At 45.5% G+C, this 26,326-nt stretch carries 21 protein-coding genes and 27 tRNA genes; 9 read left to right on the top strand and 39 right to left on the bottom strand.

The genetic code is table 11. The features are described 5' to 3' along the window. Positions 1 to 170 precede the first annotated feature (170 nt). Positions 171 to 743: a dihydrofolate reductase family protein gene (locus QUB61_RS18740; RefSeq protein ID WP_333127030.1), complete on the bottom strand. Its 573-nt coding sequence runs from the start codon at positions 741 to 743 to the stop codon at positions 171 to 173. Between the two features lie 236 nt (positions 744 to 979). Here QUB61_RS18740 and QUB61_RS18735 point away from each other — a divergent pair, with 236 nt between their 5' ends. Both QUB61_RS18735 and QUB61_RS18730 read left to right on the top strand, forming a co-directional pair. Beyond that, on the top strand, positions 980 to 1,150 hold the full coding sequence (locus QUB61_RS18735; protein WP_333127032.1) for a hypothetical protein: 171 nt from the start codon (positions 980 to 982) through the stop codon (positions 1,148 to 1,150). A 71-nt stretch (positions 1,151 to 1,221) separates the two neighbouring features. After that, positions 1,222 to 1,452: a hypothetical protein gene (locus QUB61_RS18730; RefSeq protein ID WP_333033740.1), complete on the top strand. Its 231-nt coding sequence runs from the start codon at positions 1,222 to 1,224 to the stop codon at positions 1,450 to 1,452. A gap of 415 nt (positions 1,453 to 1,867) precedes the next feature. On the opposite strand, the gene QUB61_RS18725 is transcribed toward QUB61_RS18730, so the two are convergent. From QUB61_RS18725 to QUB61_RS18590, 28 genes are all read right to left on the bottom strand, one after another. Continuing rightward, entirely contained in the window at positions 1,868 to 2,434 is a 567-nt protein-coding gene (locus QUB61_RS18725; protein WP_333127034.1) for a 3'-5' exonuclease, read from the bottom strand. Between the two features lie 491 nt (positions 2,435 to 2,925). Beyond that, positions 2,926 to 3,008 (bottom strand) — tRNA-Ser (locus QUB61_RS18720). A gap of 4 nt (positions 3,009 to 3,012) precedes the next feature. Beyond that, positions 3,013 to 3,087 (bottom strand) — tRNA-His (locus tag QUB61_RS18715). A 6-nt stretch (positions 3,088 to 3,093) separates the two neighbouring features. Continuing rightward, positions 3,094 to 3,166 (bottom strand) — tRNA-Ala (locus QUB61_RS18710). A gap of 142 nt (positions 3,167 to 3,308) precedes the next feature. Further along, positions 3,309 to 3,385 (bottom strand) — tRNA-Ala (locus tag QUB61_RS18705). A gap of 7 nt (positions 3,386 to 3,392) precedes the next feature. Beyond that, positions 3,393 to 3,466 (bottom strand) — tRNA-Arg (locus QUB61_RS18700). A 333-nt stretch (positions 3,467 to 3,799) separates the two neighbouring features. Further along, a tRNA-Arg gene (locus QUB61_RS18695) sits at positions 3,800 to 3,872 on the bottom strand. Positions 3,873 to 3,878: 6 nt separating this feature from the next. Next, positions 3,879 to 3,949, bottom strand: a tRNA-Val gene (locus QUB61_RS18690). Between the two features lie 5 nt (positions 3,950 to 3,954). After that, positions 3,955 to 4,026: transfer RNA gene (locus tag QUB61_RS18685), tRNA-Gly, on the bottom strand. A 311-nt stretch (positions 4,027 to 4,337) separates the two neighbouring features. Further along, positions 4,338 to 4,408: transfer RNA gene (locus QUB61_RS18680), tRNA-Gly, on the bottom strand. Between the two features lie 5 nt (positions 4,409 to 4,413). Then, a tRNA-Thr gene (locus tag QUB61_RS18675) sits at positions 4,414 to 4,490 on the bottom strand. Between the two features lie 2 nt (positions 4,491 to 4,492). Then, a tRNA-Thr gene (locus QUB61_RS18670) sits at positions 4,493 to 4,564 on the bottom strand. Positions 4,565 to 4,659: 95 nt separating this feature from the next. Beyond that, positions 4,660 to 4,733: transfer RNA gene (locus QUB61_RS18665), tRNA-Leu, on the bottom strand. 138 nt (positions 4,734 to 4,871) lie between these two features. After that, positions 4,872 to 4,944, bottom strand: a tRNA-Pro gene (locus tag QUB61_RS18660). A gap of 4 nt (positions 4,945 to 4,948) precedes the next feature. Further along, a tRNA-Leu gene (locus tag QUB61_RS18655) sits at positions 4,949 to 5,029 on the bottom strand. 23 nt (positions 5,030 to 5,052) lie between these two features. Further along, positions 5,053 to 5,129 (bottom strand) — tRNA-Leu (locus tag QUB61_RS18650). Positions 5,130 to 5,158: 29 nt separating this feature from the next. Next, positions 5,159 to 5,232: transfer RNA gene (locus tag QUB61_RS18645), tRNA-Gln, on the bottom strand. Between the two features lie 5 nt (positions 5,233 to 5,237). Continuing rightward, a tRNA-Gln gene (locus tag QUB61_RS18640) sits at positions 5,238 to 5,316 on the bottom strand. Between the two features lie 10 nt (positions 5,317 to 5,326). After that, positions 5,327 to 5,401: transfer RNA gene (locus QUB61_RS18635), tRNA-Asn, on the bottom strand. Between the two features lie 6 nt (positions 5,402 to 5,407). After that, positions 5,408 to 5,480: transfer RNA gene (locus QUB61_RS18630), tRNA-Phe, on the bottom strand. Positions 5,481 to 5,484: 4 nt separating this feature from the next. After that, positions 5,485 to 5,571, bottom strand: a tRNA-Ser gene (locus QUB61_RS18625). Positions 5,572 to 5,576: 5 nt separating this feature from the next. Further along, positions 5,577 to 5,650 (bottom strand) — tRNA-Tyr (locus tag QUB61_RS18620). Positions 5,651 to 5,684: 34 nt separating this feature from the next. After that, positions 5,685 to 5,766 (bottom strand) — tRNA-Tyr (locus QUB61_RS18615). Positions 5,767 to 5,770: 4 nt separating this feature from the next. Next, positions 5,771 to 5,847: transfer RNA gene (locus tag QUB61_RS18610), tRNA-Glu, on the bottom strand. A gap of 6 nt (positions 5,848 to 5,853) precedes the next feature. After that, a tRNA-Trp gene (locus QUB61_RS18605) sits at positions 5,854 to 5,928 on the bottom strand. 201 nt (positions 5,929 to 6,129) lie between these two features. Beyond that, a tRNA-Cys gene (locus QUB61_RS18600) sits at positions 6,130 to 6,203 on the bottom strand. After that, a tRNA-Glu gene (locus QUB61_RS18595) sits at positions 6,204 to 6,278 on the bottom strand. It abuts the tRNA gene before it with no gap. A gap of 132 nt (positions 6,279 to 6,410) precedes the next feature. Beyond that, positions 6,411 to 6,484: transfer RNA gene (locus QUB61_RS18590), tRNA-Asp, on the bottom strand. Between the two features lie 495 nt (positions 6,485 to 6,979). Between QUB61_RS18590 and QUB61_RS18585 the strand changes: the two genes are divergently transcribed. Then, the gene (locus QUB61_RS18585) at positions 6,980 to 7,804 is read left to right on the top strand and encodes a biotin--[acetyl-CoA-carboxylase] ligase (RefSeq protein ID WP_333127036.1); all 825 of its coding nucleotides are present in this window, start codon (positions 6,980 to 6,982) and stop codon (positions 7,802 to 7,804) included. 55 nt (positions 7,805 to 7,859) lie between these two features. Then, positions 7,860 to 8,009: a hypothetical protein gene (locus tag QUB61_RS18580; RefSeq protein ID WP_333127038.1), complete on the top strand. Its 150-nt coding sequence runs from the start codon at positions 7,860 to 7,862 to the stop codon at positions 8,007 to 8,009. A gap of 102 nt (positions 8,010 to 8,111) precedes the next feature. Here the strand turns inward: QUB61_RS18580 and QUB61_RS18575 are convergent, their stop codons facing one another. Then, complete coding sequence (locus QUB61_RS18575) at positions 8,112 to 11,720, bottom strand: OmpA family protein (RefSeq protein ID WP_333127040.1); 3,609 nt, start codon at positions 11,718 to 11,720, stop codon at positions 8,112 to 8,114. A 124-nt stretch (positions 11,721 to 11,844) separates the two neighbouring features. After that, positions 11,845 to 12,942 carry a 4-hydroxythreonine-4-phosphate dehydrogenase PdxA gene (pdxA, locus tag QUB61_RS18570; RefSeq protein WP_333127043.1) on the bottom strand — a complete coding sequence of 366 codons (1,098 nt, stop codon included), beginning with the start codon at positions 12,940 to 12,942 and terminating at the stop codon, positions 11,845 to 11,847. 414 nt (positions 12,943 to 13,356) lie between these two features. Between pdxA and QUB61_RS18565 the strand changes: the two genes are divergently transcribed. From QUB61_RS18565 to QUB61_RS18550, 4 genes are all read left to right on the top strand, one after another. Beyond that, a complete protein-coding gene (locus tag QUB61_RS18565; RefSeq protein WP_333127045.1) occupies positions 13,357 to 13,560 on the top strand; it encodes a hypothetical protein in 204 nt (67 codons plus the stop codon). Between the two features lie 388 nt (positions 13,561 to 13,948). Next, positions 13,949 to 14,089, top strand: a complete 141-nt coding sequence (gene petM, locus QUB61_RS18560) for a cytochrome b6-f complex subunit PetM (protein WP_445300249.1) — start codon at positions 13,949 to 13,951, stop codon at positions 14,087 to 14,089. 558 nt (positions 14,090 to 14,647) lie between these two features. After that, positions 14,648 to 15,625 carry an SDR family oxidoreductase gene (locus QUB61_RS18555; protein ID WP_333127047.1) on the top strand — a complete coding sequence of 326 codons (978 nt, stop codon included), beginning with the start codon at positions 14,648 to 14,650 and terminating at the stop codon, positions 15,623 to 15,625. A 1-nt stretch (position 15,626) separates the two neighbouring features. Continuing rightward, positions 15,627 to 16,544, top strand: coding sequence for an NAD(+) kinase (locus tag QUB61_RS18550; RefSeq protein ID WP_333127049.1), 918 nt, complete (start codon positions 15,627 to 15,629; stop codon positions 16,542 to 16,544). Positions 16,545 to 16,974: 430 nt separating this feature from the next. Here the strand turns inward: QUB61_RS18550 and QUB61_RS18545 are convergent, their stop codons facing one another. The 5 genes from QUB61_RS18545 to QUB61_RS18525 form a co-directional block, all read right to left on the bottom strand. Continuing rightward, complete coding sequence (locus tag QUB61_RS18545) at positions 16,975 to 17,397, bottom strand: aspartyl protease family protein (RefSeq protein WP_333127051.1); 423 nt, start codon at positions 17,395 to 17,397, stop codon at positions 16,975 to 16,977. Next, the gene (locus QUB61_RS18540; RefSeq protein ID WP_333127053.1) at positions 17,390 to 17,611 is read right to left on the bottom strand and encodes a hypothetical protein; all 222 of its coding nucleotides are present in this window, start codon (positions 17,609 to 17,611) and stop codon (positions 17,390 to 17,392) included. Before QUB61_RS18540 ends, QUB61_RS18545 begins: the two co-directional genes overlap by 8 nt. A 260-nt stretch (positions 17,612 to 17,871) precedes the next feature. After that, positions 17,872 to 18,855 carry a DUF6414 family protein gene (locus tag QUB61_RS18535; protein WP_333127055.1) on the bottom strand — a complete coding sequence of 328 codons (984 nt, stop codon included), beginning with the start codon at positions 18,853 to 18,855 and terminating at the stop codon, positions 17,872 to 17,874. Then, the gene (locus tag QUB61_RS18530; RefSeq protein WP_333127057.1) at positions 18,815 to 19,435 is read right to left on the bottom strand and encodes a restriction endonuclease; all 621 of its coding nucleotides are present in this window, start codon (positions 19,433 to 19,435) and stop codon (positions 18,815 to 18,817) included. Before QUB61_RS18530 ends, QUB61_RS18535 begins: the two co-directional genes overlap by 41 nt. A gap of 379 nt (positions 19,436 to 19,814) precedes the next feature. Continuing rightward, on the bottom strand, positions 19,815 to 21,365 hold the full coding sequence (locus QUB61_RS18525) for an ATP-binding protein (RefSeq protein ID WP_333127059.1): 1,551 nt from the start codon (positions 21,363 to 21,365) through the stop codon (positions 19,815 to 19,817). A 195-nt stretch (positions 21,366 to 21,560) separates the two neighbouring features. Between QUB61_RS18525 and ppsA the strand changes: the two genes are divergently transcribed. Continuing rightward, positions 21,561 to 24,263 carry a phosphoenolpyruvate synthase gene (ppsA, locus tag QUB61_RS18520; RefSeq protein WP_333127061.1) on the top strand — a complete coding sequence of 901 codons (2,703 nt, stop codon included), beginning with the start codon at positions 21,561 to 21,563 and terminating at the stop codon, positions 24,261 to 24,263. 243 nt (positions 24,264 to 24,506) lie between these two features. On the opposite strand, the gene QUB61_RS18515 is transcribed toward ppsA, so the two are convergent. The 3 genes from QUB61_RS18515 to era all read right to left on the bottom strand — a co-directional run bounded on the left by QUB61_RS18515 (position 24,507) and on the right by era (position 25,920). Then, positions 24,507 to 24,638: a DUF5615 family PIN-like protein gene (locus tag QUB61_RS18515; protein ID WP_333127063.1), complete on the bottom strand. Its 132-nt coding sequence runs from the start codon at positions 24,636 to 24,638 to the stop codon at positions 24,507 to 24,509. After that, the gene (locus QUB61_RS18510) at positions 24,635 to 24,865 is read right to left on the bottom strand and encodes a DUF433 domain-containing protein (protein WP_333127114.1); all 231 of its coding nucleotides are present in this window, start codon (positions 24,863 to 24,865) and stop codon (positions 24,635 to 24,637) included. The genes QUB61_RS18515 and QUB61_RS18510 overlap by 4 nt, the downstream gene beginning before the upstream one ends. 143 nt (positions 24,866 to 25,008) lie before the next feature. After that, on the bottom strand, positions 25,009 to 25,920 hold the full coding sequence (gene era / locus QUB61_RS18505) for a GTPase Era (RefSeq protein WP_333127116.1): 912 nt from the start codon (positions 25,918 to 25,920) through the stop codon (positions 25,009 to 25,011). Positions 25,921 to 26,326: the final 406 nt, after the last annotated feature.

Genomic DNA, 26,326 nt, shown 5'->3' with positions numbered 1-26,326 from the left:
CCAAAACGGCCGGGCGGGACGCCCATCCCACAAACTTGTGGAAGTTATTTAATTATCATTCCTATAAGACTTACGCACGGGTGGTCAGAAACCGGGTTTTTTGCGATAATAGTTCGTTACCGCCCGCATCAACGGTAAAAAACTAGGTTTCTTTCAGTGGCACACACACCTCATTTCTGCAATCGATAATGAAGCAACATGAAACCGTTGCTATAGATTTTGCGATCGGCAAGTTCCAAATTTGTCGGAGCGAGTGCACGGGAAAAAAGAGGAATTCCTGAGCCGATAACTAGCGGATTCAACTTTACAATCATCTCGTCAATCTCAGAAAAAAGAGTGGTCGCTAAAGCGCCACCACCGCAGAGCCAGATGTCTTTACCCGTTTCTTTTTTTAATTCCTTAACCACTGCGACAGGATTGTCCGAAACGAGTTCTATATTCTCATCGGGACTGGCTTTCATAGTGCGCGAAAAGACATACTGCTTCAAGGTGGGATAAGGATTAGTTACACCAACATTTAGCCCTACCTCATAGGTTTTCCGTCCCATCAAAACCGCATCAAACTGCTTGTTCTCTGCACGAATGCCTTGTGCTTCCTGAAAGTGAGCCGGAAAAGTTTCAGGAAAGGAATCGAACAAATCAGCGAAATGCTCCCCTGACATAGGAAAACAATCAAATGAGCCATCTTCGCGAGCAATAAACCCGTCAACGGTGCAAGCAACGTAATATTTTAGTTTTCTCATGTTTCACCTTTTTTATTAAGTTGTTTGGTTACTGCTTGCTTCTGAATGTAACTCATATATCCAATCGCTCTCTTGGTTAGAGATTTGCGATCGACCTTTTTATTTGTTAGCGCACAGTTTCGCAGCAGCAGCCATTTTATCGCGCTGCGCCCGCATCCCTACAGACGATCGCAGCAAGGTGCGATCGTTACTCGGAAAGAGGATAAGCTAGTCTCAATTAAACATAACTGCTTGAAATGACTGAACAAGAGGAAGCTTCCAAAACCATAAAAGTCACAATGCCCAACCGAATTCATCAAAAGCTGAAGAAGCTGTCTGACGAGTCAGGAATATCCATGTCTAAACTGATGCTGCTGGCAACTATCAACGAATATAAGCTCATTGACGACATACATACCCCTGACTAGGGATAGTTAGTACCCAGTCTTACCCCATTAAGCTATTATTCAGGGAAATAGTCAACCCTGGAGGTTTGCTTGTGACTCAAGATGAACTCGAAGCCCTTGTCGATGAACTCGGCTTAGTGTCAGTCGTCAGCCTGCTGGCCAATATCTGCCACAACAAAGCCCGACAAACCTTGTGCCTGAAGGGACAAGGGGCTACTCCTTATACCGCTTGGAACAGCAACGGCTTCTTGCTGAAGCAGTTGATGACCAGACTGCGGCCAATCGGCAGCTACGATCGCGATTTAGACCTCAAGAACAACTGAGGTTCTGAGGTTCAACCCGTGCAAGTGCGTAAAGCATTGGTTTTAGTCGGTTAACAGCCGAGTATGTATGCTTTAACTGTTAGGGCACGGGTTGAAACTCTTCGATTTGGACTTGAACCTTGAATGGAGAGGACGGGACTCGAACCCGCATCGATCGACAGCAACTTTCAGGAAACGCGCTTCCTTACTGCCCGCAAGCAGATGAGAACTGCCCCCATCTCGGACTGTTAATTCCTTTCAGTGCTTCCGCAACCTGTTGCCCGTTGGCGTTTTCAGGGAACGTCGCGAAGCAACTTTTTACCCTACTCAACAAACCCGATCGTCCTTTTGGGAGCCGCTTTTCCAAAGTTTTTACGGTGCCATTCCACTTAGGCGACCTCCCCATAATTTTGCTCGCTGTATGTACGATCGCCAATCAGGACAAGTGTTTTCGCTCCAGAATATAAGGCAACAGTTTGGCGATATTTCTCGCATCATCAATACCTCGGTGATGAGTTCCTTCTAGCGGTAAACCCGCGAGTGTCAGAGCTTTTGCCATGCCATGACGTTTTCGCAAACCTTGCTTGTCCGAAAACAATTTTTTGAGATTGACATGAGGATAAGCAATGGGAAAAGGTACTTTGTGAAAGTTGCTGTCTTGTTGAAATTGTTTGCGATCGAAATCGCCCCAGGAACCAAATACACCATTTGAGTAACCAGACAGCCAGTTTTTCAGAAGTGCGATCGCTTCCGGGTAAGTCGGAGCTCGATCGACTTGTGCTTGAGAAATAGAGGTTAGCGATTTGCAGAATTCAGTCAGGATAGGATGGCGAATAGGTTTGATGAAGCTTTGAAACTCATCAACAATATTTAGAGATTCTGAATGCACCATAACCGCTCCTATTTCGATAATTTCCATTTCCTCTTTTCTGATATTTCCGCGATCGCAGCAAGTTGCTTCAAGGTCAACCACCAGATAGTAATTGTAATGCTGTAAATTCATATAAATTAAACCTCACATAATATATTTCTGACTCGGGCGCTCCCACCAAGGAAACCGGGTTTTTTACGAAAAAATTTCGTTACAGCCCGCAGATTCAGTAAAAGACCCAGTTTCTGAACCCCATGCGTAAGCCCTATATTGATGACTTACGCATATTCTTCAAAACCAGGAGGTGTTTCATCAAAATCATCTGCTATATAAGTAAAAATTCCTTGACCACAGCCAAATTGACGAGGTTTGAGAACAGCAGTCTTTTCGGGTTAATTTTATTTCAGTTTTTGGATTTCGTTTAAAAGTTGAATATCCTTTAATAACAAAATCTACTGAATCCATTCTAATTTGAGAACTTGAATGCTCATGGCTTCTATGTTGAATAACTAGCAAATCTAGACTTATTATAAACCAATCCATCCACCGAGGAGGTACTGCCCCTCCTATAGCCGCGTTATCAGCACGGTGTCTCGCTTTTCGACCTCCGGTGGTTAATTAAAAGGAAGATGAAGGAATCGAACCCTTACAGTTAACTGTACCCCAGTTTTCAAGACTGGTTGCCAACCATTTAGCGGCATCTTCCAAGGGGTATCCGACGGGACTCAAACCCGCTAATAACTAGCTTCACAGGCTAGCGTCTCGACCGCTTCGACTTCAGACACCACAAGTGGAGTCAAGGAGAATCGAACTCCTGGCCTCTTGCGTGCAAAGCAAGCGCTCTACCAATTGAGCTATGACCCCGAAACGAATATAACCCTCCGACTTAAGTTGTGGAGAAATCGAATTTTAGATGAATGTTCAAGCTCCCAGATTCATCTGTGGAGTCAATCTAAAATCTAAAATCTAAAATCTAAAATCTAAAATCTAAAATCTAAAATTGGTGTGGTGGATTGCGATCGGATTTGAACCGATATCTTTCTAACAGCCAGTTAGATGCTTTACCAATTAAGCTACGAACCCCAGACAGCAGGAGCGGTAGGACTTGAACCCACAACATTCGAGGTAGAAGCTCGACACTCTATCCAGTTGAGTTACGCTCCCATGTTTTTTGTTAATGTGCGATTCCCTACGGGATAGCTGCGCACGCGCGCACTTTCCGTGCAAGTTATCAGAGCATTGCGTTTTCTCAGTTACTAGAGGGACTGGGCCGATGAGTTATTACACACTCTTTAAAGGATGGCTACCTTTAAGCCAACCTGCCGGGTTCATCGCACTCCTCGTTCGCAAACGCCCGCTGATTTTGACAGCGTTACCTTTCCTCTCGTACTAAAGTATGTAGGCTCCAAAGATTCGGACACGCAAAGGGCGATCGCTCTTAATATAAAAAATTATCCATTCAATGGAATCAACCTCCTTAAATTAAAGCAAAAACAACGAGAGTGGTAGGACTCGAACCCACAACATCCGCGTCCGAAGCGCGGCGCTCTATCCATTGAGCTACACTCCCATAAATTGGTAGTCCTGACAGGAGATTACCCCGCGTCTGCTTGTAAGGCAAACGCTCTACCATCGAAGCTCAGGACTACAAAAGCGGATGATGGGACTCGAACCCATGCGCTGAGAATGGCATACTCAGATGCTAGCCTTTACATCACACCCGCAAACCGATTTGAGATTTGAGATTTTGGATTTAACTGAGATGTTGCACCCTTGTCAATAAGCCTTTTGAACGGGCAAGATGCCCGTTCCACAAGAAAATCTACTCTTTGTGGAACAGGCATCTTGCCTGTTCTTGAGGATTTAAAATTTGAGATTTTGAATTTAACTGAGATGTTGCGCCATTGTCAATAAGCATTTTATGAACAGGCTGCGGTCCGTTCCACAAGGAAATCTACTCTTTGTGGAACAGGCATCTTGCCTGTTCTTGAGAATGGTGCAAGATGTGAGATTTAACAAACTTCTTGTTTGCCCAAGCGGATAACGAGGCTCGAACTCGTGCCTAGAGTTTGGAAGACTCGAATGCTACCGTTACACCATATCCGCAATTGTGGGGCTGGTGATAGGAATTGAACCTACAACCGACTGATTACAAATCAGTTGCTCTGCCTAATTGAGCTACACCAGCACAGCAGATGGCGAGATTTGAACCTGCAAGAAAGCTTTACAAGAGCCTCATGTTGCCAATTACATCACACCTGCATTTTTGGTGGCGGGGGCAGGAGTTGAACCTGCTATTAAGAGGCTTATGAGACCTCCAAGCCTACCCAGGCTACTTCACCCGCGAAGTCACCAAATACCCCTGACTGGCCTCGAACCAGCACTAACTAGATCCTAAATCTAGCGCCTCTACCGATTGGGCTACAGGGGCAAAACCGATTTGAGATTTGAGATTTGAGATTTGAGATTTGAGATTGAATAAAACCTCATACCCCTGACAGGCCTCGAACCTGCAAAAAACACTCGTTCTAAGCGAGTGATGTTTTCCAATTACATCACAGGGGTAAAGTCGGGATGGTTGGATTTGAACCAACGACTCCATGCTCCCAAAGCATGGCTTCTGGCCGCTGAATTACATCCCGTTTATGCTCCTAGTGAGACTCGAACTCACACTCAAAATAAAACAGATTTTAAGTCTGCCGCGTCTGCCAATTCCGCCACAGGAGCAACTAGAAACTTAGTTAAAAATTTGGTACTCCTGGTGAGATTTGAACTCACACCACACAATTTTTGAAATTGCGGCCTCTGCCAATTGGGCTACAGGAGTGTAATTGATCTGCTTTGGTAATAGCAGAACTGGGAAGGCAGGGATCGAACCTGCATTTTGCCGCTTTCAAAGAGCGGTGCCATACCGATTAGGCGACTTCCCAATAATTGGGTGCCGGGGTAGGCTTTGAACCTACAGAAACTCCTATTTCAGAGATAGGCGACTTTACCAATTTGTCTACCCGGCAATTTAAAAAATGGCTGCCCCAGCAGGACTCGAACCTACAACCTAGCGGTTAACAACCGCTTGCTCTACCATTGAGCTATAAGGCAACGCAATCCCCCAAGTCAGTATCGAACTGACGCCCTCTTGTCCTTCACACAAGCGCTCTACCAACTGAGCTATCGGGGGAAAACGGAGAAGGTGGGATTTGAACCCACGACGGTTGTTAAACCGCTCTTTCTTAGCAGGAAAGCGCCTTAAGCCACTCGGCCACCTCTCCGAGCGCGAGAACGGAGGGATTTGAACCCTCAATCTTCAGTTTTATTAACTGAGATGTTATCCGGCTACACCACGTTCTCAAAATTGCAACTGCGGATTAAATGCAGTTACAAATGGGTCGGGCTGGAATTGAACCAGCAACGCTTTAAGCTACTGTTTTACAGACAGGTACCCACACCAATAGGAGGGCCGACCCAGTTTGGAAGTGCTGACGGGAGTTGAACCCGCAATCACTTGGGTGAAAACCAAGCGGCTTAAACCATTTGCCTACAGCACTATAAATTGGCACAGGAACTGAGATTTGAACTCAGAATGCTGGTTTTGGAGACCAGAGTGTTGCCAGTTACACCATCCCTGCTTGTGGTGGCAGCGGCGGGATTTGTAGCTTGCTTCCGCGAAGCGATACCCGCATTGACCAAGGTATGAACTTGGGGCTTTATGATTAAGCTACGCTGCAATGTCACTTTCGCTTCGTTCCTTTTCAAAGTTAAAAAAATTAATTAAAAGACTGTTAGTTTAATCTTTTAATTTCTATTTTTTAATTTCTGATTGGGAACAGAGGTTAGGGCGGGATTTGAACCCGCGCAATTCGGTTTTGCAGACCGACGCCTTCAACCACTCGGCCACCTAACCTGGGAGTCCCGACGAGGTTTGCACTCGCAATCTTCTCCTTGAGGGGGAGACGGCTTGACTTTTGCCTACGGGACTTTGACCCCCGCCGAAAAACGGATACTTGCTTTCCGACAGGAGGTGTAGATTTTAGACCAAAGTTCCAATTCCCAGATTCTTCTCCTGTGGAGTAAATCTAAAATCTAAAATCTAAAATCTAAAATCGACTGACGGGAGTAACGAGATTTGAACTCGCAACCTTTCGCTCGACAGGCGACTGCTCTGACCGGTTGAGCTATACCCCCGCGAAAATGAACAATATTCTGTCTTTGAATTACTCAAGTTGGGACGGGGTGGCGGTTGATTCCGCGTACTACAACCCGATCGGGCTATTGTTGCCGGAGTCTACACCGCCGATGTCCACAATTATGTGACACGATTAACTTCCTATTCTGTTTTCAAGGTTCATATTGCTCGTGGGAAAAGGCTTTGAAGCTCTTTCCCTTCGCCATACATTTATACTACATTGCATAATACAAGACTGTCAAGGGGGTAATACAACTTTTTTAAAAATTGGGTTTTTTAAAGGGGTGCCGATCGCTCCTACCAACCCTCGGCGTTCCCATAAACCCTTATAAATCAAGAGATTTTGCGGCTAAACTGATGTTGTGGCGTAAGGTGAATCTGATGCTGAAACTGTAGTACACTCCAATTTCTCTGAATTCTCGCCGTCGCGCGAGGTGGCACTTCGGGAAAATGCGATAATCAGCTTTTATATATCAAATACTACAAATCCAACATTGTCTGAATTGCCCTTAACTCCCGTGCCCGCAACCACAGAACCCGATCGCCCCAACCTCCATCACTGGCTACACTCCTTGGATAGCTGTCCGAGTACCAACAGTTGGGCGATCGCCCGCGCGGCCAAACTCCACCACGGAGATGCAGTATTTACTAGGCGGCAAACCAGCGGGCGCGGCCAACACGGGCGCACCTGGCACGCCCCAAGCGGTGTCTTGACTGTTAGTTTTGTTCTCGACAACCTCAACCCCACTCTGTTGCCCGGGCTCAGTTTAGCAGCCGGTTTAGCGGTGATTTACGCGATCGAAGATTTGGTGCCCGACTGTCGCGATATGCTGCGCCTGAAATGGCCAAACGATGTCTGGATCGATCGCCACAAATTAGCCGGAATTCTCTGCGAAGCTACCAACGGCAATGCTTTGGGCAAAACTCGCGCCGTTGTGGGAATTGGAGTCAACCGCTGCGTAGATTTCGCGGCTGCGGGATTGGATGAAAGGGATCTCGGCAATGCGGTAAGCTTGCATTCTATTGCTAGTACAGTACCAGATGAACTGTGTTTGGTCGATCGACTGCGGCACTATTTACTCGAACTAGCCGATATGTTTTCTACCACAGACAAGCCAGCCTCCAAGTCCGGTTTAGCGCTACTTTTACCCGAATTGCGCCGCCGCGATGCGTTGATTGGCTGCCCGGTGGCGATCGAACTTTCCTCCGAAACCATCTGCGGAGAAGCCGCCGGCATTGACGGAAGCGGCTGCTTGTTAGTATGCTTGGCGGGCGATCGAATACAAGCCTTTACCTCCGGGCGAGTTAGATTAATTTAAGAGGAAGAAGGAAGTTCGGCAACGGATTCTGTAACGGATGTAACGGATGTCACGGATGTCAGGAAGTTCGGCAACGGATTCTGTAACGGATGTAACGGATGTCAGTCCGATGGAAGTCGGAAGAAGGAAGAAGGGAAATGCAGTCAGAGCAATATTTTCAGCGATTAAAAATGTCCTAACCTTCTTGCCCGTTACTATAAATTAAGATAAATAAGTCATTAGTCATTAGGGAAAATTCCCAATTAACAATGCCCGATGCCCGATGCCCGATGCCCGATGCCCAATTCCCTATTCCCAATTCCCTATTTTAATTTATCACCTCAAATACTACCAATCTGCTCAGCCACAGCGGTTGATTTGGTTCCACACCTTCGGGACGACCCTTAGTAGAAGCAACTTGTATTCTGTTGCCATTTATCCCTTGTTTAACCAAAATACCTTTCACATTTGTCGCCCTTTCCAGTGCCAACTTTTGATTTTCGGCCGGAGTGCTTTTAAAATCGCTGTAGCCAATTACCCTTAAATTCTTCGTGCTATTTCCCTCCATATATTCCTTGACTTTGCTAAGCTTTTGTGCTACGTCTTTCGCCTGCAAACTTGCCGAACCGGCATCGAAATACACGCGAACTGCCATTCTTTTTGGCTGCGGTTGAGTTCCTATTATCACTGTATTTGTTACAGACTTCACCCCCGGAATTTTCTCAAAAGCTTGAGTGATTTTCTGAGCATCTGGCACTTGGCTCACACTGCCTGCAACGGCGACTTTTCCCTCTGCATAGCGAGCCGAGATCTCAATGCTTTCTACTTTATTCAAAAGAGCTGCCGTCCGCTTGACATCGGCCTCGACTAAAACCGGATCGGGAGGTACTTCAACGGCTATAATTTTATTTTCAATTCTTGATTTTGGAGCCGCTTGCTGAGCGATTTTTTCCGCTTTCGATCGCAGCTTTTGATTCGGCACTCGTCCCGAAATCTCCAATATTTTATCTTTAACATCTGCCGCGAGGCGATAAACCGATAACTCCGGAGCAGATTGTAAAGCTAAATTCGTATCTGCTTCTAAGCTCGCTTCAACTCCGCTGCGGTATTGATGAATTCCCCAAGGTACGCCAATTAAACCTAACGCGGCCAAACCGATAATTGGTAAAATTGGCAGTTTAGGAGATTTAACTTTTACCTCTGTATCGATTAATTTTTGCAAGTTCGAGTTTACTTCTGCCGGCACAGTGGCTGGATCGCCCTTAAATGACTGGATTTGAGCCCCGTATTCTTGAACAATCTTTTTGAATATCGATCGCATTTTGTACTTAAACCACTGGCGGGTTTCTCCTTGCATAACTACTGCCAGATAACACGAACCCGCTACTTCCAATACTATCTTAGATGTGCCGTATTCTCTAGCATCAATCTCTGCAATATTTCCCGACTGAGATATGCAATCATTGACAAAAGCGCGAATAGCAGTCAGCATCCCCGCTACCATGTCTGATTCTAGCTGTTCGCGTTCAGACTGCTGCACTGCTGAAATTACTAAGCCCGATTTTGCTTGAATTAAAAAGACAGCTTTTACACTCAGTGGTGTTGTTTCTTTCATCAGCAATTCAGCTTCAGAAATTCCCTGCAATTTGGCTTTAATTTTGCGACTAATTCTCTCGGGACTTAAAGATGATTCGAGTTTTTGATTAATCTCCCGCATCATCTCTGAGAGGTATTTTAAAATCGTGCTGCCGACGATCGGATAAAGTGCATCCGACATTGCTTCTCGCTTGAGATGAATTTGCTGTTTGATAGCGGCGGCCATTTCCGGCGCGATCGCCATTGCAATTTCATCGGGCGATTCACTGATTCTGTGGCTGATTCCCACAGGAAGAGCCGGCGATATGGCTACTCCCATCGATTGCCTGTTTTCTCGGGTTTTGGTATTAATTACTTCATCAATTATCGGACTTATGGTTTCGGCAAACGATTTTCTCGACTTTTTAATTGTTTGGATCATCATTTCGGGAAACATGATTTTAATTCGGGCGATTAATTCTTCCCGATTGCCTCCCCATTCAGCATCAGTAATTTTGCGATCGAGTTCCCCTACTTTATCGTTTAGTCTGTAATTATAACCTACAACTTCATCTAACAATGGTAAAATAGATGCGATGACCGACTTTTCTAGCTGGGCGTGATGGCTAACCATCAGCTCGTCAATCAAAGGTTTCAGTAAATCTGTAAACAAGTCTGTCGATTCATAAATCCGGTGTTCGATAGCCACAATCTGTTGTTCGATCTTCCCGAGTCTTCGATCGATATTTTTATGCTGAATGATTGCATCGACAGTTGGGGCGATCGCAGATTCTATCTCTAGCTTTGCTTCCTCTATGTTTCGGGACAGCATTTCTACAATCACTGGCATTATTCTTGCCATCAACCCTTCTATCTCGGCTAAAACTTGCTGCTGAACTTCGACAATTTTACTTTCATTCTTTAGTATTTGTGCTGCAATACCGCTGTTTTGAATAGCGGTGTTGACAGCCGGCGCCATCGCCTCTCTCACCTCTAACTTTGTCTCGTCGATTTTCCGGTTCAGCGACTCAATCATTAAAGGCATCAACCTTGCCATTATTTCTTCCGGCTGAGACTTTTGCTGTCGCTGAAGATTATTTAGTCTACTTTCTACGTCGCTCAATTTTCCGTGAACTTCTCTTGGAAGAATTGCTGATTCTATCAAAGGTGCGATCGCCGCTGCTACCTCTAATTTTGATTCATCGATTTTCCTGTTCAGCAAATCAGTTATTGCTGGCATTAGCATCGCTATTATCTCTTCTGGCTTCTGAATTTGCGACTGTTGCGCAGCCAACCTGCGATCGATGATGTTCAATACTTTTTCTTCTATTTCTACCCAAGCTATTCTTACCTGTACGGAGGGTGCGACAGTTGCTATAACCTCTGATTTTAATTCACTAATTTTACGGTTCAGCAACTCGCTAACTATCGGCACTAGCTGCTTGATTAAATCTTCTGGTTGCTGCTGGTTACGCTGCTGAATATTCGCAACTCTATCTTCAATTCTTCCTACGTGTTCTTCAAGTCCGGTTTGATTGTAAATTACTTGATTAACTTTTGGTGCTATCGCCGAAGCTACCTCTAACTTAGACTCCTCTAGCTTGCGGTTGAGCACCTCGCCCATCACCAACATCAGCCGTTGCATTAACTGTTCTGCATTCGGCAGTTGCTGCTGGTTGAAATTAGCAATTTGATTTTCCAAATCCGCTATTTTTGTCTGTAATTCGAGGCGATTAATTTTATTATTGCTCGCGAGTTCGATCGCCTTTTGCAATTCAGACTTCAACCCTTCTAACTCTTCTTTCACTAACTCAGGAATTAACGCTCTCAGTAAATTCATCAACTCTTTCGGTTCAGACATCAGCTTCTCAAAATTTTCTAACCTTTGTTCCACGCTCAAAACATTACTGTCAAATTCCGGCAAATCCCTTTCAAATAGCAGTTGGTGCAACCGCTTAAACTCCTCCACCGCTTGTTCTAATTCTTCCTCCGACGGTCGATATTTTTTTGCTATATCTGCGGTTCTAGATAAACCGGATTCCTCATTGTTGTTTTCTCGTCTTTGAGATGGGATATTTTCATTATTAGTCAATACTTCTGGTACAATAGCCGATGGTTCGATCAGAAAAGACAATTGATTGCGCCGATTTTCCTCGTCCTTAAGTCGCTGGACCGACTTGTCAGAAAGCGGTAACTTCAGCTTGCTGGCTTCCTTTTTAGATTTCTTCAATAACTGCAATTCACTCAGTATGGTTAGGAATTCCTGAAGTTGCTCTCCAGCTTTAGGACTTGCCAAAGTTGCATCAGAAACCTCTTTTCCTGACTGAGATCTTTGGTCTGAATTATCATTAAATGCTGCCATACTGTGCTACCCAAATCTGATTTTAACCGATCGAATCAAATGACCAGCTTGCTTGCCGCCTCGCGCCAGCGAACATCAATAGGAAGGACACAATTTTTCGCAGCCAGCGTCAGGCTTACTAAAGCTAGCGCCCTATTTTAAGTGCTGTTCTGCGACTAGCCAACTGGGCCGCCAACTGCAATGCTGCCTTCATGCTGGAGGCATCTGCAATCCCTTGACCTACAATATCAAAAGCTGTGCCGTGATCCGGAGATGTGCGGACAAAAGGCAAGCCAATTGTAGTGTTGACAGCTTTGTCGAAAGCCATCAATTTTACTGGAATCAACCCTTGGTCGTGGTACATTGCCAAGTAACCGTCGTGAGCTTCTGTGGCTAAACCGTACCAAACTTTAGCAGGTTTTACCCACAGGGTATCGGGGGGTACTGGCCCGTCTAACTGCACTTGAGGAAAGCGATCGCGCTGCGTTTCCAACCAAGGTATCATCCAGTCTTGCTCTTCATTTCCCAGTTTGCCATTTTCACCGCTGTGAGGATTTAAGCCAGAAATCGCAATTTTCGGTCTTTCCAGCCCAAAATCTTCCCGCAAACACTCTACCAGCAATTCTAGTTTTTCGCTCAGCAATTCTGGACTCAAAGCATCGGGGACTTGACGGAGGGAAATATGTGTAGTAGCGAGTAAAGTTACCAGCGTCCAGCCACTGTGGGGAGATGTGGCGGCAAACAGCATTCCGAACCGCTGCGATTTTGCCCTTTCTGCGAGGAGTTCTGTTTGTCCGGGATAATTGTAACCTGCGGCCTGCCAACAAGTTTTGGAAATCGGGCCTGTGACGATCGCGGAGAATTCGCCGGCGATGGTACGGGCGATGGCGCTTTCCATGTAAGCAAAGCTAGCCGCCCCGCTAGCTGCACTCCCGACACCGGGGACAATTTCGCCCCACTTGCTGTCTGGTTCGATATCAATAATGTTTAAGGTTTCGGGATTTGCCGCTTTTGCTGCTGGATTGCTCGATCGCAACTTATCGTAAGTTTGCTGCAAAACTATCCTAGAGCCTATAACCGTCGCCTTCAAAGCAGCAGCGGGATCTGCCAATGCCTTGAGAATCACTTCCGGGCCAATTCCCGCCGGATCTCCCAGAGTTACAGCTAGTTTTGATTCCCGATCGAGACTCAAGGCAGTTCTCTCCAACAAAATACAGGAATTTCCGCACTGAAATCTTAGCATCTAGCTAGCTGGTTTGCCAAAAACAGCCGAAAAATGCCCAAAACCACACGATTGCGACACCAGGCATGAAAGCGAACCGCCGGCTTCACACTCCCTGTTAAGTTCTTGGATGCTGATTGTTGATATTAGTAGCTCGATCCAGTAAAATACCTACCATCACACAGGCTGTAAAACCGTTGATACGTTTAACCACGATCGGCAAGTGGAACGATCGAGCCAGAAGTAGTAATTTCGAGTCAACTACCCACACTAACCCGTAGGGTACAATGTGGGCTTGTGGAAAACCATAAGCTTTGTTGACGGGCCTCAGTTCCTGCTTTCCGGGATCTATGTTATGCAGGTCAAGACAGCTTTAAATGCGTGCCAGTTTAAAGCTGTGTCGTCTGAAGTTAAACAGGCTATTGGGAAAAACCAGTGCTTGGGACCCAACAAGCCGGCGATAACTTTGGCGAGGCTAACTTCACGGCGAAAGCAAGAGTAAGACTTAAGTGGCAAAAAGCTATCGTTACTTGCCTATACTTATTTACTTTAGGTAAGTTGACTAGCGATCGCACGCAGTGTTATCTTTACTTGATAAGCTTTGGCGATCGGGAGATAGCCTACTTATCTTGGGATTAGCCGTCTACCCAACAGCGTTGTCAGTAAACACTAATTATCTAAAGAAAACTTTGGATAAGTTTAGATAAGTTTTACACAGCCGACAACAATAATCTACATTTTTGTCTGGGATATTAACAAACAGTCTCTAGACCCATGCCATCCGGTATGAGCTAGAGAGTTGATAAAAATAGGATAAAAAAGTAGGGCGCGACACGCCCAAACTCTAGGCCAGTATCCTAGTAGGCTTGATTCAGCTGGGCCCGCACAGATTGTCTAAACTAGACTGTTTGGTTGTTACTTTGGTACGGTCAAATAGTTCAGGAATTGCTCGCAAGAGATAGCTAATTTTAAGGTAGAGCGCTGAATTAAGAATCCCCGTCTCTAACGCAGCGGAGAGTGTCAAATTATGTTTATTTGGCATCGTCAAGGAGATCTAAAATCAATGAACCCTGAAATTTTCAACGCAGCCTTTTTGTCCTTTTCCTTAATTTTCGTCGGTATCGGTGGAGGCTTCCTACTCCTCAAACTCCAAGGCGGCGGAGAGTAAGTCATACCGGAGGCAGAAATCGGGTTTTTCTACATAAAAATCATGCAACCGCCTTGGCAAGATTAGAAAAACCCGGTTTATTCAAATTTAGTCTCAGATTCCCGAGTTATCTAAACACATCGTGGCGAAGACATAAATATCAAGGCCCAAAGCAAAATTTTTAGCTGGCTATAAATAAGCAGGCATTTCGCTCTCGCAGATGTTTTCTTGACTCCGCCCAAAAACGGATACTTGTGAACGACAGGAGCCGCCATCAGCCCAAAATTTTCGACTCTTGTTCAATATCCCAGATTTATCTGTGGAATAAATCTAAAATCCTTCGACTGCTCGCGCGAGCCGAACGTCTTGGCCCGAAGTCTCAAATCTCAAATCTCAAATCGACTGACTTTTGTCTCATCCCCGATGCGGGACGCGCAAGGCACTTCCACCTTGCGCCTGGGAGCGCCCCGATGTTTGATTGATGAGAAAATTTCAGGTTTTTGTTAAGTTTTTATAAAAAACTGAGAAAGACCTGATACTATTTTATAGAAAGTTTAAGATTCGTAAATTAATCCCTAGATGACTTTATTGATTGTAGGTGCCACCGGCACTCTCGGCCGCCAAATAGCCCGCCGCGCCCTAGACGAGGGCTACCAAGTGCGCTGTTTAGTCAGAAGTTACAGAAAAGCTGCATTTTTGAAAGAATGGGGCGCCGAACTCGTACCCGGGAACCTTTGCCAACCAGACAGTCTGCCTCCGGCGCTAGAAGGCGTCAGTGCTATCATCGATGCAGCAACCGCCAGTGCCGGCGATTCTGTCAGCATCAAAAGAGTAGACTGGGACGGAAAAGTATCGCTGATCCAAGCAGCAGCAGCAGCAGGCATCAAGCGTTACATATTCTTTTCCTTTCTCGACGCCGAGAAATATCCCCAAGTCCCCTTGTTGGAAATTAAGCGCTGTACCGAGCTGTTCTTAGCCGAATCCGGTTTAGACTACACAATATTGAGACCTTGCGGCTTTTTGCAAGGACTGCTGAGCCTGTATGCAATGCCGATTTTGGACAATCAGGCAGTCTGGCTGCCCAAGAAGCCGTCCGCCCTTGCCTACATGAACACTCAGGACGTTGCTAAATTTGCCATCCGGGCCCTTTCGGTTCCCGAAACCGTGAAAAAAAGCTTTCCGGTGGTGGGGAATCGCGCTTGGGATGCTGACGAAATCGTGCGGTTGTGCGAACGGCTGTCAGGGAAGGAAGCCAAAATTACGCGCACCCCTGACGTCTTGTTGCAGGCTACTCGTAAATTAGCTACTTTCTTTCAGTGGAGTTGGAACGTAGCTGACAGATTGGCTTTTTCAGAAGTTTTGGCAGCCGGAAAACCCTTGAAAGCTCCGATGGATGATGTTTACAGTGTCTTCGGAATCGACCCCAAAGAAACTACTACTTTGGAATCTTATCTCGAAGAATACTTTAATCTGATTATGAAGAAGCTCAAGGAAATAGAGTACGAGCAGCTTAAGACGAAAAAACGGAGTAAACAAAAGATGCCCTTTACATTTTAAAGTGCCGAAAGCTGGGATTATATACAACGACGTTAAACCTGTGGCTTGTCGCATCGCCGCAGAGTTGAAAGATAAGCTGACTGCCCGCGGCTGGGAGGTCTGCTCGGTTTCTGGTTCCGGAGGAATTTTGGGCTATTCTAGCCCTACTCGCCCGATGTGCCACACTCCGATCGACCAACTCGTCCCCCCCGGTTTTGACAGCGACATGGAGTTTGCAGTGGTGTTGGGCGGCGACGGTACGGTGCTGTCGGCATTTCGCCAAGTTGCTCCCATCGGAGTGCCGCTGCTGACTGTCAATACCGGTCACATGGGCTTTTTGACAGAAACTTACCTGAACTTGCTGCCGCAAGCTTTGGAAAAGGCGATCGCCGGAGAATACGAAATAGAAGAAAGATCGATGCTGGCGGTGCGCCTGTTTCGAGAAAACGACTGCCTCTGGGAAGCCCTTTGTCTCAATGAAATGGTGCTGCACCGAGAACCGCTGACTTGTATGTGTCATTTTGAAGTGGCGATCGGTCAGCACGCATCTGTGGACATTGCCGCAGATGGAGTCATCATCGCGACTCCGACAGGATCGACAGCTTACGCCCTTTCTGCGGGTGGTCCTGTCATCATTCCGGGAGTGCCGGTGCTGCAGTTGCTGCCTATTTGCCCGCATTCAATGGCTTCGCGGGCTTTGGTGTTTTCCAACACTGAGCCGGTCAAGATTTTGCCGGCAAGTCCGAACCGCCTGGTAATGGTGGTTGACGGGAACGGCGGATGTTATGTTCTGCCCGAAGATTGGGTGCAAGTCGAGCGAGCTCCGTACCCAGCCCGCTTTATTCGGGTGCAATCTTTTGAGTTTTTCCACATTTTGCGGGAAAAATTGGGCTGGGGCTTGCCTCACATTGCTAAACCGAGTTCCGTTGAGTTGCCTTGATAGTTGTTGTTGACACTCCCCGACCTAAAGGTACCGGGAGTGTTGGCTCAACCAGTTGGCTGGCTGGTAGATGTCATAAGCTGTCGCGCATTTAAATTGCATATTCGGGGCGGGCGGGACGCCCACCCCACAAGAGTTTTATTGTTTTTTGACATACAATTTAAATCCCGAACAGCTTATCAAGTCCTAGCTGTAGGAGATCGCAATCACAATCACTCCAGACCGCAATTCCCCTTCCCGTTTTTCACCGATTGAAGGGATTTTGATTTCTTTATCGGTTGATAAATCTTAGAATAAAGCAGCAATTAGTGTTGGTAATGTAGGGCGACATTTATCCACCGGAATCCTTAATTCTCGATCGAGCTTCCGAATCATCTCCAAGGTCAGGCAGTGTTTACGAGATAACGGTATAGTTAGAGTGTCTTCATTTCTATTCACTCTGCTTAGGACGGATTTCAAATTCTGAACGTGCCCGGAAGAAACAGACATCAAACTCGAAGAAGAAATTAGCTTGCCCCAAAATCAAAGGTACATTGGTTGCTTGTGTCCAGGCAAATGCCAGGTTAAGCGTTGGGAATGAACTAACTCGAGCATTAACAACGACGGCACGGGCTTCAAATCGAGCCAAATTCCCAGCCAAGACGACTGAGAGTGTCTCATTTTCCCAGACTAAGCCCAGTTGTAGCCCTAACTCGTATGGCAAAACGTTAACGCTTGCGCCTGTATCTAATAAGCCCTCAGCGTTCAAAGATTGACCGTTCAGGCTGAGTGTCAATGGCAGATACGGCATTCGATCGACCATCCCAAGACTGGTGTCAATGATTTTGTAGGGAAATCTCTGAGCGTCAATCATTCTGTTCTTGTTGTTTTGTCGTCAGAAGATTCATTAAAACATTGGCAGCCTCAGAGCAATTGTAAGGCGACCAGACTGGATACTCTCGATCGGCAACAAAAAAGTTTGTTGCATTTTCTTCTTTGACCAGTTCTGTTGCCAGAAACTGCATCAGCCGAAGCTTGTCAATTTTTGAAAGTTCCTGGATTTGTGACATTAGTTCAGCTAATGGCATTTGAGAATCTCCTCGTTCGAGGTTTGGCGAAAAGATTGGATCTACTAGCTTGTTGCATGGTGCGCGATCGAAGCGTGTCTATTTATTCTACCAAGTTTCTGTAGGTCAAGCTCTCGATCGAGCTTCCGGATCATCTCCAAGGTCAGGCAGCGTTTGCGAGATAACGGCTCAAATCAGCGACGGTAGATAACCTCGAACTCACTAGCAGCAGGCTCAACCGTCCGCTGCATTTGAATTGTTAGGCTGTGCTTGAATTGGAGCTAGAGTTCTCTATAAACAGCAATCGGATCAATCATTATTTCATTTTCGATTTTGCCCGTAAATTGTTTTTCTAGATTTAAAAGTCCCAGAAGTAGCTGAGAAATTGCTTGCTTGATATCTTTAGGATTTGCATTCTCTTTAACAGGTAAAGCAGGCTGGTTTCCTCTACTTTGTGTAATCATCCCAAAAATGCAAAATTCTTTTTCTGAATATCTAGAGAATTTACTAACTATTAAATGCTCTTCTTCTTTGAGAAATGCTCTTTTCAGTGGAGCACTAAATAAAAATATTTCATCACTGTTATTTGATAAGTATATTTTTAACTCTAACTGATCTTTGTAACCATAGTTCAGTACAAGCCGAAGTCTATCTAAAAATCCCTGATCCATGTTCATTCCAAGTTGCTTTGCTATGGCAGAAAGATCATCTAATCTCTTAGATGTTTGCTTGGCAAAAGCTTTATCATTTCTATTTGTGGCTTGGGACGAGGTAGCACTATATTGCTGCTTTAGCTGATCCAAATTAGGAAAATTTGTGAGGTAAACAAGAGCTTCTCCTAGCTTATTAAACTCATCGATTGTCTCGTTGATTAGTTTAACATCGCTGAATAATAATCTCCCTTTCACTTTGACAAATTCATAAGCATCAAGCTCGCTGAGGGATTCAACAATGCTTTCAGCATCGATTTGCAAAACCTTCTTTTCTTCAAAAAGCTTTTCTTCAAAGAGGTTGTAGGAATAATCATGTAAAAATTTTCGTTCCTCAGTAGAGGACTCCCGACTAATTATGTCAGCCAATACTCTGCCTGACCCAATAGGCCCTTCTTGGCTCTCTAAATCCTTATCAGAATTTTTGGAGTGACTAATAACATATTCTGTTAATCCCTCAAATATTTGTGAAGATATAGAATACATCTTGTAGTCGTCCAAATATATGAAAGATTTAACTTTCTTTTTTTCTTTTCCTGTGGATGTATTCTTCATAGTATTTCTGGCGTGTTATTTTCAAATCCAATTCACTATCACTATGTATCAAAGGATTGTTAGTAGTTTCACTTGATTCATCCCATAACTGCATAGATTTTGGGAAATACCTTCGAGCTATTTGTAGTCCTTCTAGATCTCTGAACAAGAACGTCTCAATGCTCCCACGATGAAAAACTTGAAATCCTTCACGCTTGTTTTCTGATAAACCTTGTAGTTTTTGGGTTAAACCAGAGCTAGCTATCGTTGAGTAAAAACCAATAAAACCATCGCATCTATTAGAGCTTAATCTATCTGCAACATTTATCTCGTCGTCCACACCCACCGCCTTGCCCTTTCCTGAATTTGAGTGGGAAAAATGCTTACAACTCACAAGCCAGAGAACCGTTGTTTGGCCACCAATACCAATTCGAGATTCCTGGATTAGAATGTCCTTCCCTCCATCCTGTCCTCGATCTGGTTCAGAAATGATGTTGTAGCCTAAATATGCGAAAAAATCTCTTGCAAACAACTCGAACTCATCTTGTTTGCCGTTAGCTAAGTTGGCTTGAGGAATTTCCTTAAAATCGAGAGCTGACATTGAGTATTCTAATGATTATCGAAATTGTAGATTTCTTTGGATAAGTGTACTACAGCTTTCAAGATTTGCCACTCAGCAGACGAACTTGAAGACCAGACCTCACGATAATTAAAGCAGCCTAACTTATAATTGTATCGCAGTTGCGGTACAATACTGGATGTAGTCGAATAATACCGCAGATCGAGGATGTATGTCAACCCCTTCTTACTCCCCATCAGAATCTCCTTTTCTCGATCGACTTCGCCACACGATTCGACTCAATCACTTAAGCCGTCGCACTGAAAAAACCTATCTCTATTAGATTTTAGATTAGAGAGCATTTAGAGTCGATCGCACACTTTCGGCGATCGCAAAAATCGAGACATTCATCAGAACTCCTTCACGCACGAATAACTGTAACGGTTCGCCCCATTGGTGTCAGATGAATTTCAGTATTCAATCGTTCTTCTAATTCGAGCGCATTCTCGCGTCGATCGAATATCACCAACCACCCTTCATCTTGTCCCAATCGAGCCAAATATCCATCCAACTGTTCCAATCCTTTACTCAACGGATCGACTTTCCGAGTCCGCCAAACCTTCAGTTCAATTCCCAATGTTACCTCACCATAACGCAAACATAAATCCATTCTGTCGCGTCCAATCGCATATTCCCTTTCCAACGTTCCCCCACCATTAATCACCCGATGCAGAAACGCCATCAACACTAAATGCGGTGCAATTTCGGGATAAGAAGCACTTTTGAGTAACGGTTCGCCATGCTGTAGCCAAAACGCGAGAAACGCTTGCAGAAGTGCCTCGGTTATCAGTTCGCCGCGATCGTTCAACCAACTCGGACTGATAATCGGTAAACTATCTTGCGGCCCTTGCGCCAAAACTCGCGGCAACACTTCTCGATAAATCGGATTGGCGATGACTAAACCCCCGGCTGGATCTCGTTTGAGCAAGCCCAAATCTAGGAGATATTGGCGATCGTCATTAGAAGATTCTGGCAATTCTCGTCCGGCTAGCATCGGCTCAATAATGGCTTTAACTCGGTTTTCTCGCAGTCGTTCTGCCAAACTATCCAAATGCGTATCTTGCCGTTGTATTAAAATTTCTTTAGCTGATAAAATATGTTCTGGTGTAATTTCTATAGATTCATCTGTTACTAATTCTTCTACAATTTCCTTAGCTAAAGCATTCACTAACCAAGGTTGTCCCTGAGTCAGTTCAAAAGCTAAGGCTACGGCTTCAGGTGTAAAAACTTGTCCGGTATCTTGGGTATGTTGCGCGTAGAGTTCGGCGACTTCTGAGGCATTAAAATCTCTGAGAGTAATCGATCGCACTTTAATATTAAACGGACTGGATGTATTGAGTCGATCGCTTCCCCCCGCAGCCACTTTGTAATCGCGAACATCCCGCAAACCAATTAAGCCAATAGACTGAGGAAAAGCTTTCGGGCGATTGGGATAACCATCGCGCAGTTGTCGCAGGATAGAAATCAACGCTTGGTCTTGCAATGCGTCAATTTCATCGATGAAAATGACCAAAGGACGAGGAGAAGATTGTGCCCACAGGCTGAGTACATGGCCGATTTGCTGTCCCGGTTCCGACGAGGGCCAAGCAGGCGGCTGCAATTCTGGGGGAAGTCGAATCGAAATCGCCCGTCGCCAAGCCCCCAAAATAGCCTCTTCTGCACCAGCAATGTCTTGACTGAAGGGTGCCCCCACTTCTACCGACAGCATCACCGCTGTATATTGTCCGCTTTCGGTGAGTTGTTTGGCTAACGCCAGCATAGCGGTGGTTTTCCCCACTTGCCGGGGTGCATGGATGACGAAATAGTTGCGTTGAGCGATTAACCGTTCTAAGTTTGGTAAGCGTACCGTGGGCGACAGTGCGTAATGAATGTCTTCTTGGCATGGGCCAGCAGTATTGAACCAACGCGGCATACGTCAACTGGGGGGAATGGGACTGCTTTCAGTTTACTTTACTGTTGTTGGAATCGGGTTCTATTGTTGTTGGGCGAGGAGGCGATTTCGACTTCCCGACTTGTTCTCAACCCCACTCCGGTTTTATTGCTTGAGGCAGAACGCGAACACTTAATTCAACTGCTCGCATCCTCTTTCTGATTGGCTAAAGTCGAGTTGAAGTACAATACTCCGGTAAATCGTTTTAGCCCGAAGGATGTCATCAAAATTATCAAAGAAGGAATTGCCACAGGAGGGAAATATATGAGTTCCTATGTGCTTGGTTTTCAGGACATTGACAAAACAAAAATCATGCTTGTTGGGGGTAAAGGCGCAAACCTGGGGGAACTTTCCAAGATTGAAGGAATCCGCGTACCGGATGGCTACTGTATTTCTACTGAAGCCTTTAAAAGAATCATTGGGGAAACGCCGTCGATTAACGAATTACTCGATCGCTTATCCCTTCTAAAAGTGGAAGACCGGGATAAAATCGGTGAACTTAGCGGTGAGATTCGTAGGGTCATCGAAGGGATAGCCATTCCTCAAGACATTAATGAAGAGATCGCCCGCCTCCTCTCCAGGCTTGATGAAAAAAATGCCTGTGCAGTACGATCCAGCGCAACAGCAGAGGATTTACCGACCGCCTCTTTTGCAGGCCAGCAGGATACGTATTTGAACATTATCGGAAAGGAGGCAATCTATCAGCATATCAGCAAGTGCTGGGCATCGCTATTTACTGAGAGAGCAGTAATTTACCGCCTTCAAAACGGCTTCGACCACCGTAAAGTCCACCTGTCTGTGGTTGTTCAGAAGATGGTCTTCCCGCAGGTGGCAGGAATTTTGTTTACTGCCGATCCCGTCACTTCTAATAGAAAAGTGTTATCCATTGATGCCAGCTTCGGACTTGGCGAGGCCTTGGTCTCCGGCCTGGTGAATGCCGATAACTATAAAGTGTGTAACGGCACAATTGTCGATAAGAAGATATCTACCAAGAAACTGGCTATTTATGCCTTAAAAGATGGCGGTACGAAAGAACAGGAAATTGAGCCTGAGAGACAGAACAGGCAAGCGCTGACGGATGAGCAGATTGTACAGCTTGAGCGCACGGGCAGAAAGATCGAAGAACATTTCGGCTGTCCCCAGGACATCGAATGGTGTTTGGTTGATGATACATTTTATATTGTCCAGAGTCGGCCAATCACTACTTTATACCCCATCCCTGAAGCGAACGATCGGGAAAACCACGTCTATGTATCTGTCGGTCACGGACAAATGATGACCGACGCCATGAAACCGTTGGGGTTGTCTTTTTTCCTCTTAACGACGAGGGCGCCCATGCGTGAGGCTGGCGGAAGGCTGTTTGTTGATGTTACCCCTATGCTGGCTTCGCCTGTCACCAGAACAACGGTAATAAATACCCTGGGACAAGGCGATCCGCTGTTAAAAGACGCGCTTACGACCATCGTAGAGAGAGAAGGTTTTATAAAGTCGTCACCGGATGATACGAAAGAGCAGAGTCCCAGTAGGAGCAATAGGGCTATTTCGCCTTCGGGTTTTCGGACGCAAATCGAAAACGATCCGGCCATCGCTGCTGATTTGATCGAGCGCAGTCAGACTTCGATAGAAGCTTTAAGACAAGACATTCAGACGAAATCAGGAGCGGATTTATTCGATTTTATCCTGGAAGATATCCAGCAATTGAAGAAGCTCTTGTTCGATCCACAAAGTCATGTTGTGATTATGGCTGCTATGGATGCTGCATCATGGATCAATGAAAAAATGAACGAGTGGTTGGGTGAGAAAAACGCAGCAGACACGCTATCTCGATCTGTGCCAAACAATATTACTTCGGAAATGGGCCTGGCACTACTGGATGTCGCAGATGTGATTCGTCCTTATCCGGAAGTTATTGAGTATTTACATCATGTAAAAGATGATAACTTTTTGGATGAACTGGTTAAGTTTGATGGTGGAAAAGAAACCCAAGACGCTATCTACGCTTTTCTCAACAGATACGGAATGCGCTGTGCTGGAGAAATCGATATTACTAAAACCCGTTGGAGCGAAAAACCAACTACACTTGTGCCCATAATTCTCAGTAATATCAAAAACTTTGAGCCTGGTGCCGGCGAGGCTCGATTTGAGCAAGGGCGGCAGGAAGCTTTGAAAAGAGAACAGGAGTTATTAGACCGATTGAAGCAACTGCCGGATGGTGAACAAAAAGCCGAAGAAACAAAACGAACGATCGACCTGATCCGGAATTTCGCCGGTTATCGTGAATATCCAAAATACGGCATAGTTAGTCGCTACTTCGTTTATAAGCAGGCTTTACTGAAAGAAGCCGAACAACTCGTACAAGCCAATGTTATTCATGAAAAAGAAGATATTTACTACCTCACTTTTGAAGAACTTCACGAAGTTGTACGCACAAATAAACTGGATTACCAGCTCGTCAGCAAACGAAAAGACGAGTACAAATTACATGAAAAACTAACTCCCCCACGTGTTATCACGTCTGATGGTGAAATCATTGCAGGTGAGTATAAACGAGAAAATCTCCCGGCCAAAGCTATTGTAGGCCTGGCTGTTTCTTCCGGAGTTATAGAGGGACGAGCACGTGTCATCCTAAACATGGAAGACGCCGATTTAAAAGATGGAGATATATTAGTCACTTCGTTTACTGACCCTAGCTGGACACCATTATTTGTATCCATAAAAGGTCTAGTCACCGAAGTTGGTGGACTGATGACCCATGGAGCAGTTATTGCACGTGAATATGGCTTACCGGCAGTTGTCGGAGTAGAAAATGCTACCAAACTGATCGAAGATGGGCAACGAATTCGCGTACATGGAACAGAAGGGTATGTAGAAATCCTTTGACACTCCCCGCCCGGTCGGTAGGGGGATTCTTAAGACATTTCTGTCAAAATATCCCTATTGGTAGGGTTCCCAGGCTGACTGCGTTTGCACTAAGAAGTGCGCAGTCATATCTTTTGCATAATCCCAAACTATTAGGTCGATCGTTGCTTTCATATCATGTCCGATCGATTAACCATAATATCCCGGTCGGGGCGGGTTTTTGAGATGGGAGATTGTTGGCAGGTATTGTTGGTGAACCCGCCCCTACAAAAATCCCGGTTGCTCGACCGGACATGATATCATTCCCACATCTCGAACGTGAAGGGAATTTGGGAAAATATCGCTCAAACGATTCGGCAACTCGGGCGACAAATTTTCATCAAACAGTAATTTCATGCGGATAAGGTCGCGGTAATAAACCGACGCTCGCGGTCAGCAGCATAAGCAATGCAGGCTTTTAAATCTTCTCGCGTCAAATCGGGAAAATCCTCGAGAATTTCTGCTTCGGTCATCTCGGAAGCCAGGTACTCAAGCACTTCATAAACCGTAATTCGCAAGCCGCGCACACAAGGCTTACCACCGCGTTTATTTGCTTCGATCGTGATGTGGTTTCGGTAGTTCATAGTTGGAATTATCGTCATTGTGTTCTCGACCTTTGCAAAAACTTAGCCTATGGCTGCGGATCTGGCAAAGTTGTCAATCTTGTTTTTAATCTGCTTCTGAGCACATCAGGATTAAGAGAGGGAAACTGCCAACAGATAAAGTTTTATTCTTCTACCCGATAGCCCAATTCCGCCAAACGAGTGCGCGACTGCCGCCACTTCGGCTGCACCTTGACAAATAACTCCAAATACACTTTGCCTTCAATTAACTTTTGAATCTGTTCTCGGGCCGCACTGCCGATCGACTTGAGCATACTGCCGCTTTTACCGATTAAAATGCCTTTTTGGGAATCCCGTTCGACGTGAATTGTCGCCAGAATGCGAGTAATTTTTGCTTCTTCTTGAACAATGTCGATCGCGATTGCTACCGAATGCGGCACTTCTTCCCGCGTCAGCAGCAAAATCTGTTCCCGAATCAATTCGCCCATAATAAAGCGTTCCGGCTGGTCAGTCACCAAATCGGGCGGATAATAATAAGGCCCAACCTCCAAATGTTCGATTAACAATTTTTGCAGCGACTCGACACCCTCGCCCGTGAGAGCGGAAAATTTCACTACAGGCCACTCAGGATTGACAATTTGCTCGTAAGTTCGATCGATCAACACGCAATCCGCCGGTTGTTCGTCCAACTTATTCATCCCAAAAATCACCGGAATGCCGATATTGCTGAGAATTTCGACAATATATCGATCGCCCCCTCCCGATTCCACCGAACCATCCACCACAAACAGCACCACATCCACCGACTTAATCGCGGTGCGGGCATTCTGCACTAAAACCTTGCCCAATTCGTGGTGCGGCTTGTGAATTCCGGGAGTATCTACAAAAATAATTTGTGCTTCAGGTGTCGTCAGGATGCCCCGCAGCCTGTTGCGCGTCGTCTGAGACACCGGCGAAGTAATTGCAATTTTCTGCCCCACCAACTGATTCATCAGCGTTGATTTTCCGACATTCGGGCGTCCGACAATACCCACAAAGCCCGATTTGTAACCCGCCGGAGCTGCGGGAACACCCATAATGTCCGATACGTCGATAAATTTACTATCTTCCACCAAAATCACCTATTTTCAAGCCCCTTCTCTGTCTATTGTCGCCTGAAAATACTCAAACGGCCATCGATGCACTCTAGCATCTTTCTCGTCCTGCTATAGCCCGCAACACTCAAACCTCGATCGAGCCGCCAACCAGTGTTAAAAGGTGATACCCGATCGGCAAAACTTGATATCTGAGACAAAATTTGATAAAGTTCCAATGACATCGATCGAAAATGAATAATCCTGGTAAAACCGACTCTCCAATGCTGTAACAACTTCAGATGTGTAAATATCTCACTCAACTGAAACTATTCTACAGCTTGTCAGGCAAACCATTTTTAACATTTTTGAAGATGTTTGGTAATAAATTAGCTGCGTTGAACTCAAA

This window comes from Microcoleus sp. C2D2, assembly GCF_036702495.1.
GTDB lineage: Bacteria > Cyanobacteriota > Cyanobacteriia > Cyanobacteriales > Microcoleaceae > Microcoleus.
This window is presented reverse-complemented; position numbering and strand designations above follow the sequence as displayed.

Bases quoted from the DNA above. Each gene is read 5' to 3' on its own strand.
- QUB61_RS18740 (WP_333127030.1), bottom strand. From the start codon at position 743: ATGAGAAAACTAAAATATTACGTTGCTTGCACCGTTGACGGGTTTATT.
- QUB61_RS18735 (WP_333127032.1), top strand. From the start codon at position 980: ATGACTGAACAAGAGGAAGCTTCCAAAACCATAAAAGTCACAATGCCC.
- QUB61_RS18725 (WP_333127034.1), bottom strand. From the start codon at position 2,434: ATGAATTTACAGCATTACAATTACTATCTGGTGGTTGACCTTGAAGCA.
- QUB61_RS18580 (WP_333127038.1), top strand. From the start codon at position 7,860: ATGTCAGGAAGTTCGGCAACGGATTCTGTAACGGATGTAACGGATGTC.
- QUB61_RS18575 (WP_333127040.1), bottom strand. From the start codon at position 11,720: ATGGCAGCATTTAATGATAATTCAGACCAAAGATCTCAGTCAGGAAAA.
- pdxA (WP_333127043.1), bottom strand. From the start codon at position 12,942: ATGCTAAGATTTCAGTGCGGAAATTCCTGTATTTTGTTGGAGAGAACT.
- petM (WP_445300249.1), top strand. From the start codon at position 13,949: ATGTTTATTTGGCATCGTCAAGGAGATCTAAAATCAATGAACCCTGAA.
- QUB61_RS18555 (WP_333127047.1), top strand. From the start codon at position 14,648: ATGACTTTATTGATTGTAGGTGCCACCGGCACTCTCGGCCGCCAAATA.
- QUB61_RS18545 (WP_333127051.1), bottom strand. From the start codon at position 17,397: ATGATTGACGCTCAGAGATTTCCCTACAAAATCATTGACACCAGTCTT.
- QUB61_RS18540 (WP_333127053.1), bottom strand. From the start codon at position 17,611: ATGCCATTAGCTGAACTAATGTCACAAATCCAGGAACTTTCAAAAATT.
- QUB61_RS18535 (WP_333127055.1), bottom strand. From the start codon at position 18,855: ATGAAGAATACATCCACAGGAAAAGAAAAAAAGAAAGTTAAATCTTTC.
- QUB61_RS18530 (WP_333127057.1), bottom strand. From the start codon at position 19,435: ATGTCAGCTCTCGATTTTAAGGAAATTCCTCAAGCCAACTTAGCTAAC.
- QUB61_RS18525 (WP_333127059.1), bottom strand. From the start codon at position 21,365: ATGCCGCGTTGGTTCAATACTGCTGGCCCATGCCAAGAAGACATTCAT.
- QUB61_RS18515 (WP_333127063.1), bottom strand. From the start codon at position 24,638: ATGAAATTACTGTTTGATGAAAATTTGTCGCCCGAGTTGCCGAATCGT.
- QUB61_RS18510 (WP_333127114.1), bottom strand. From the start codon at position 24,865: ATGAACTACCGAAACCACATCACGATCGAAGCAAATAAACGCGGTGGT.
- era (WP_333127116.1), bottom strand. From the start codon at position 25,920: ATGGGTGTTCCCGCAGCTCCGGCGGGTTACAAATCGGGCTTTGTGGGT.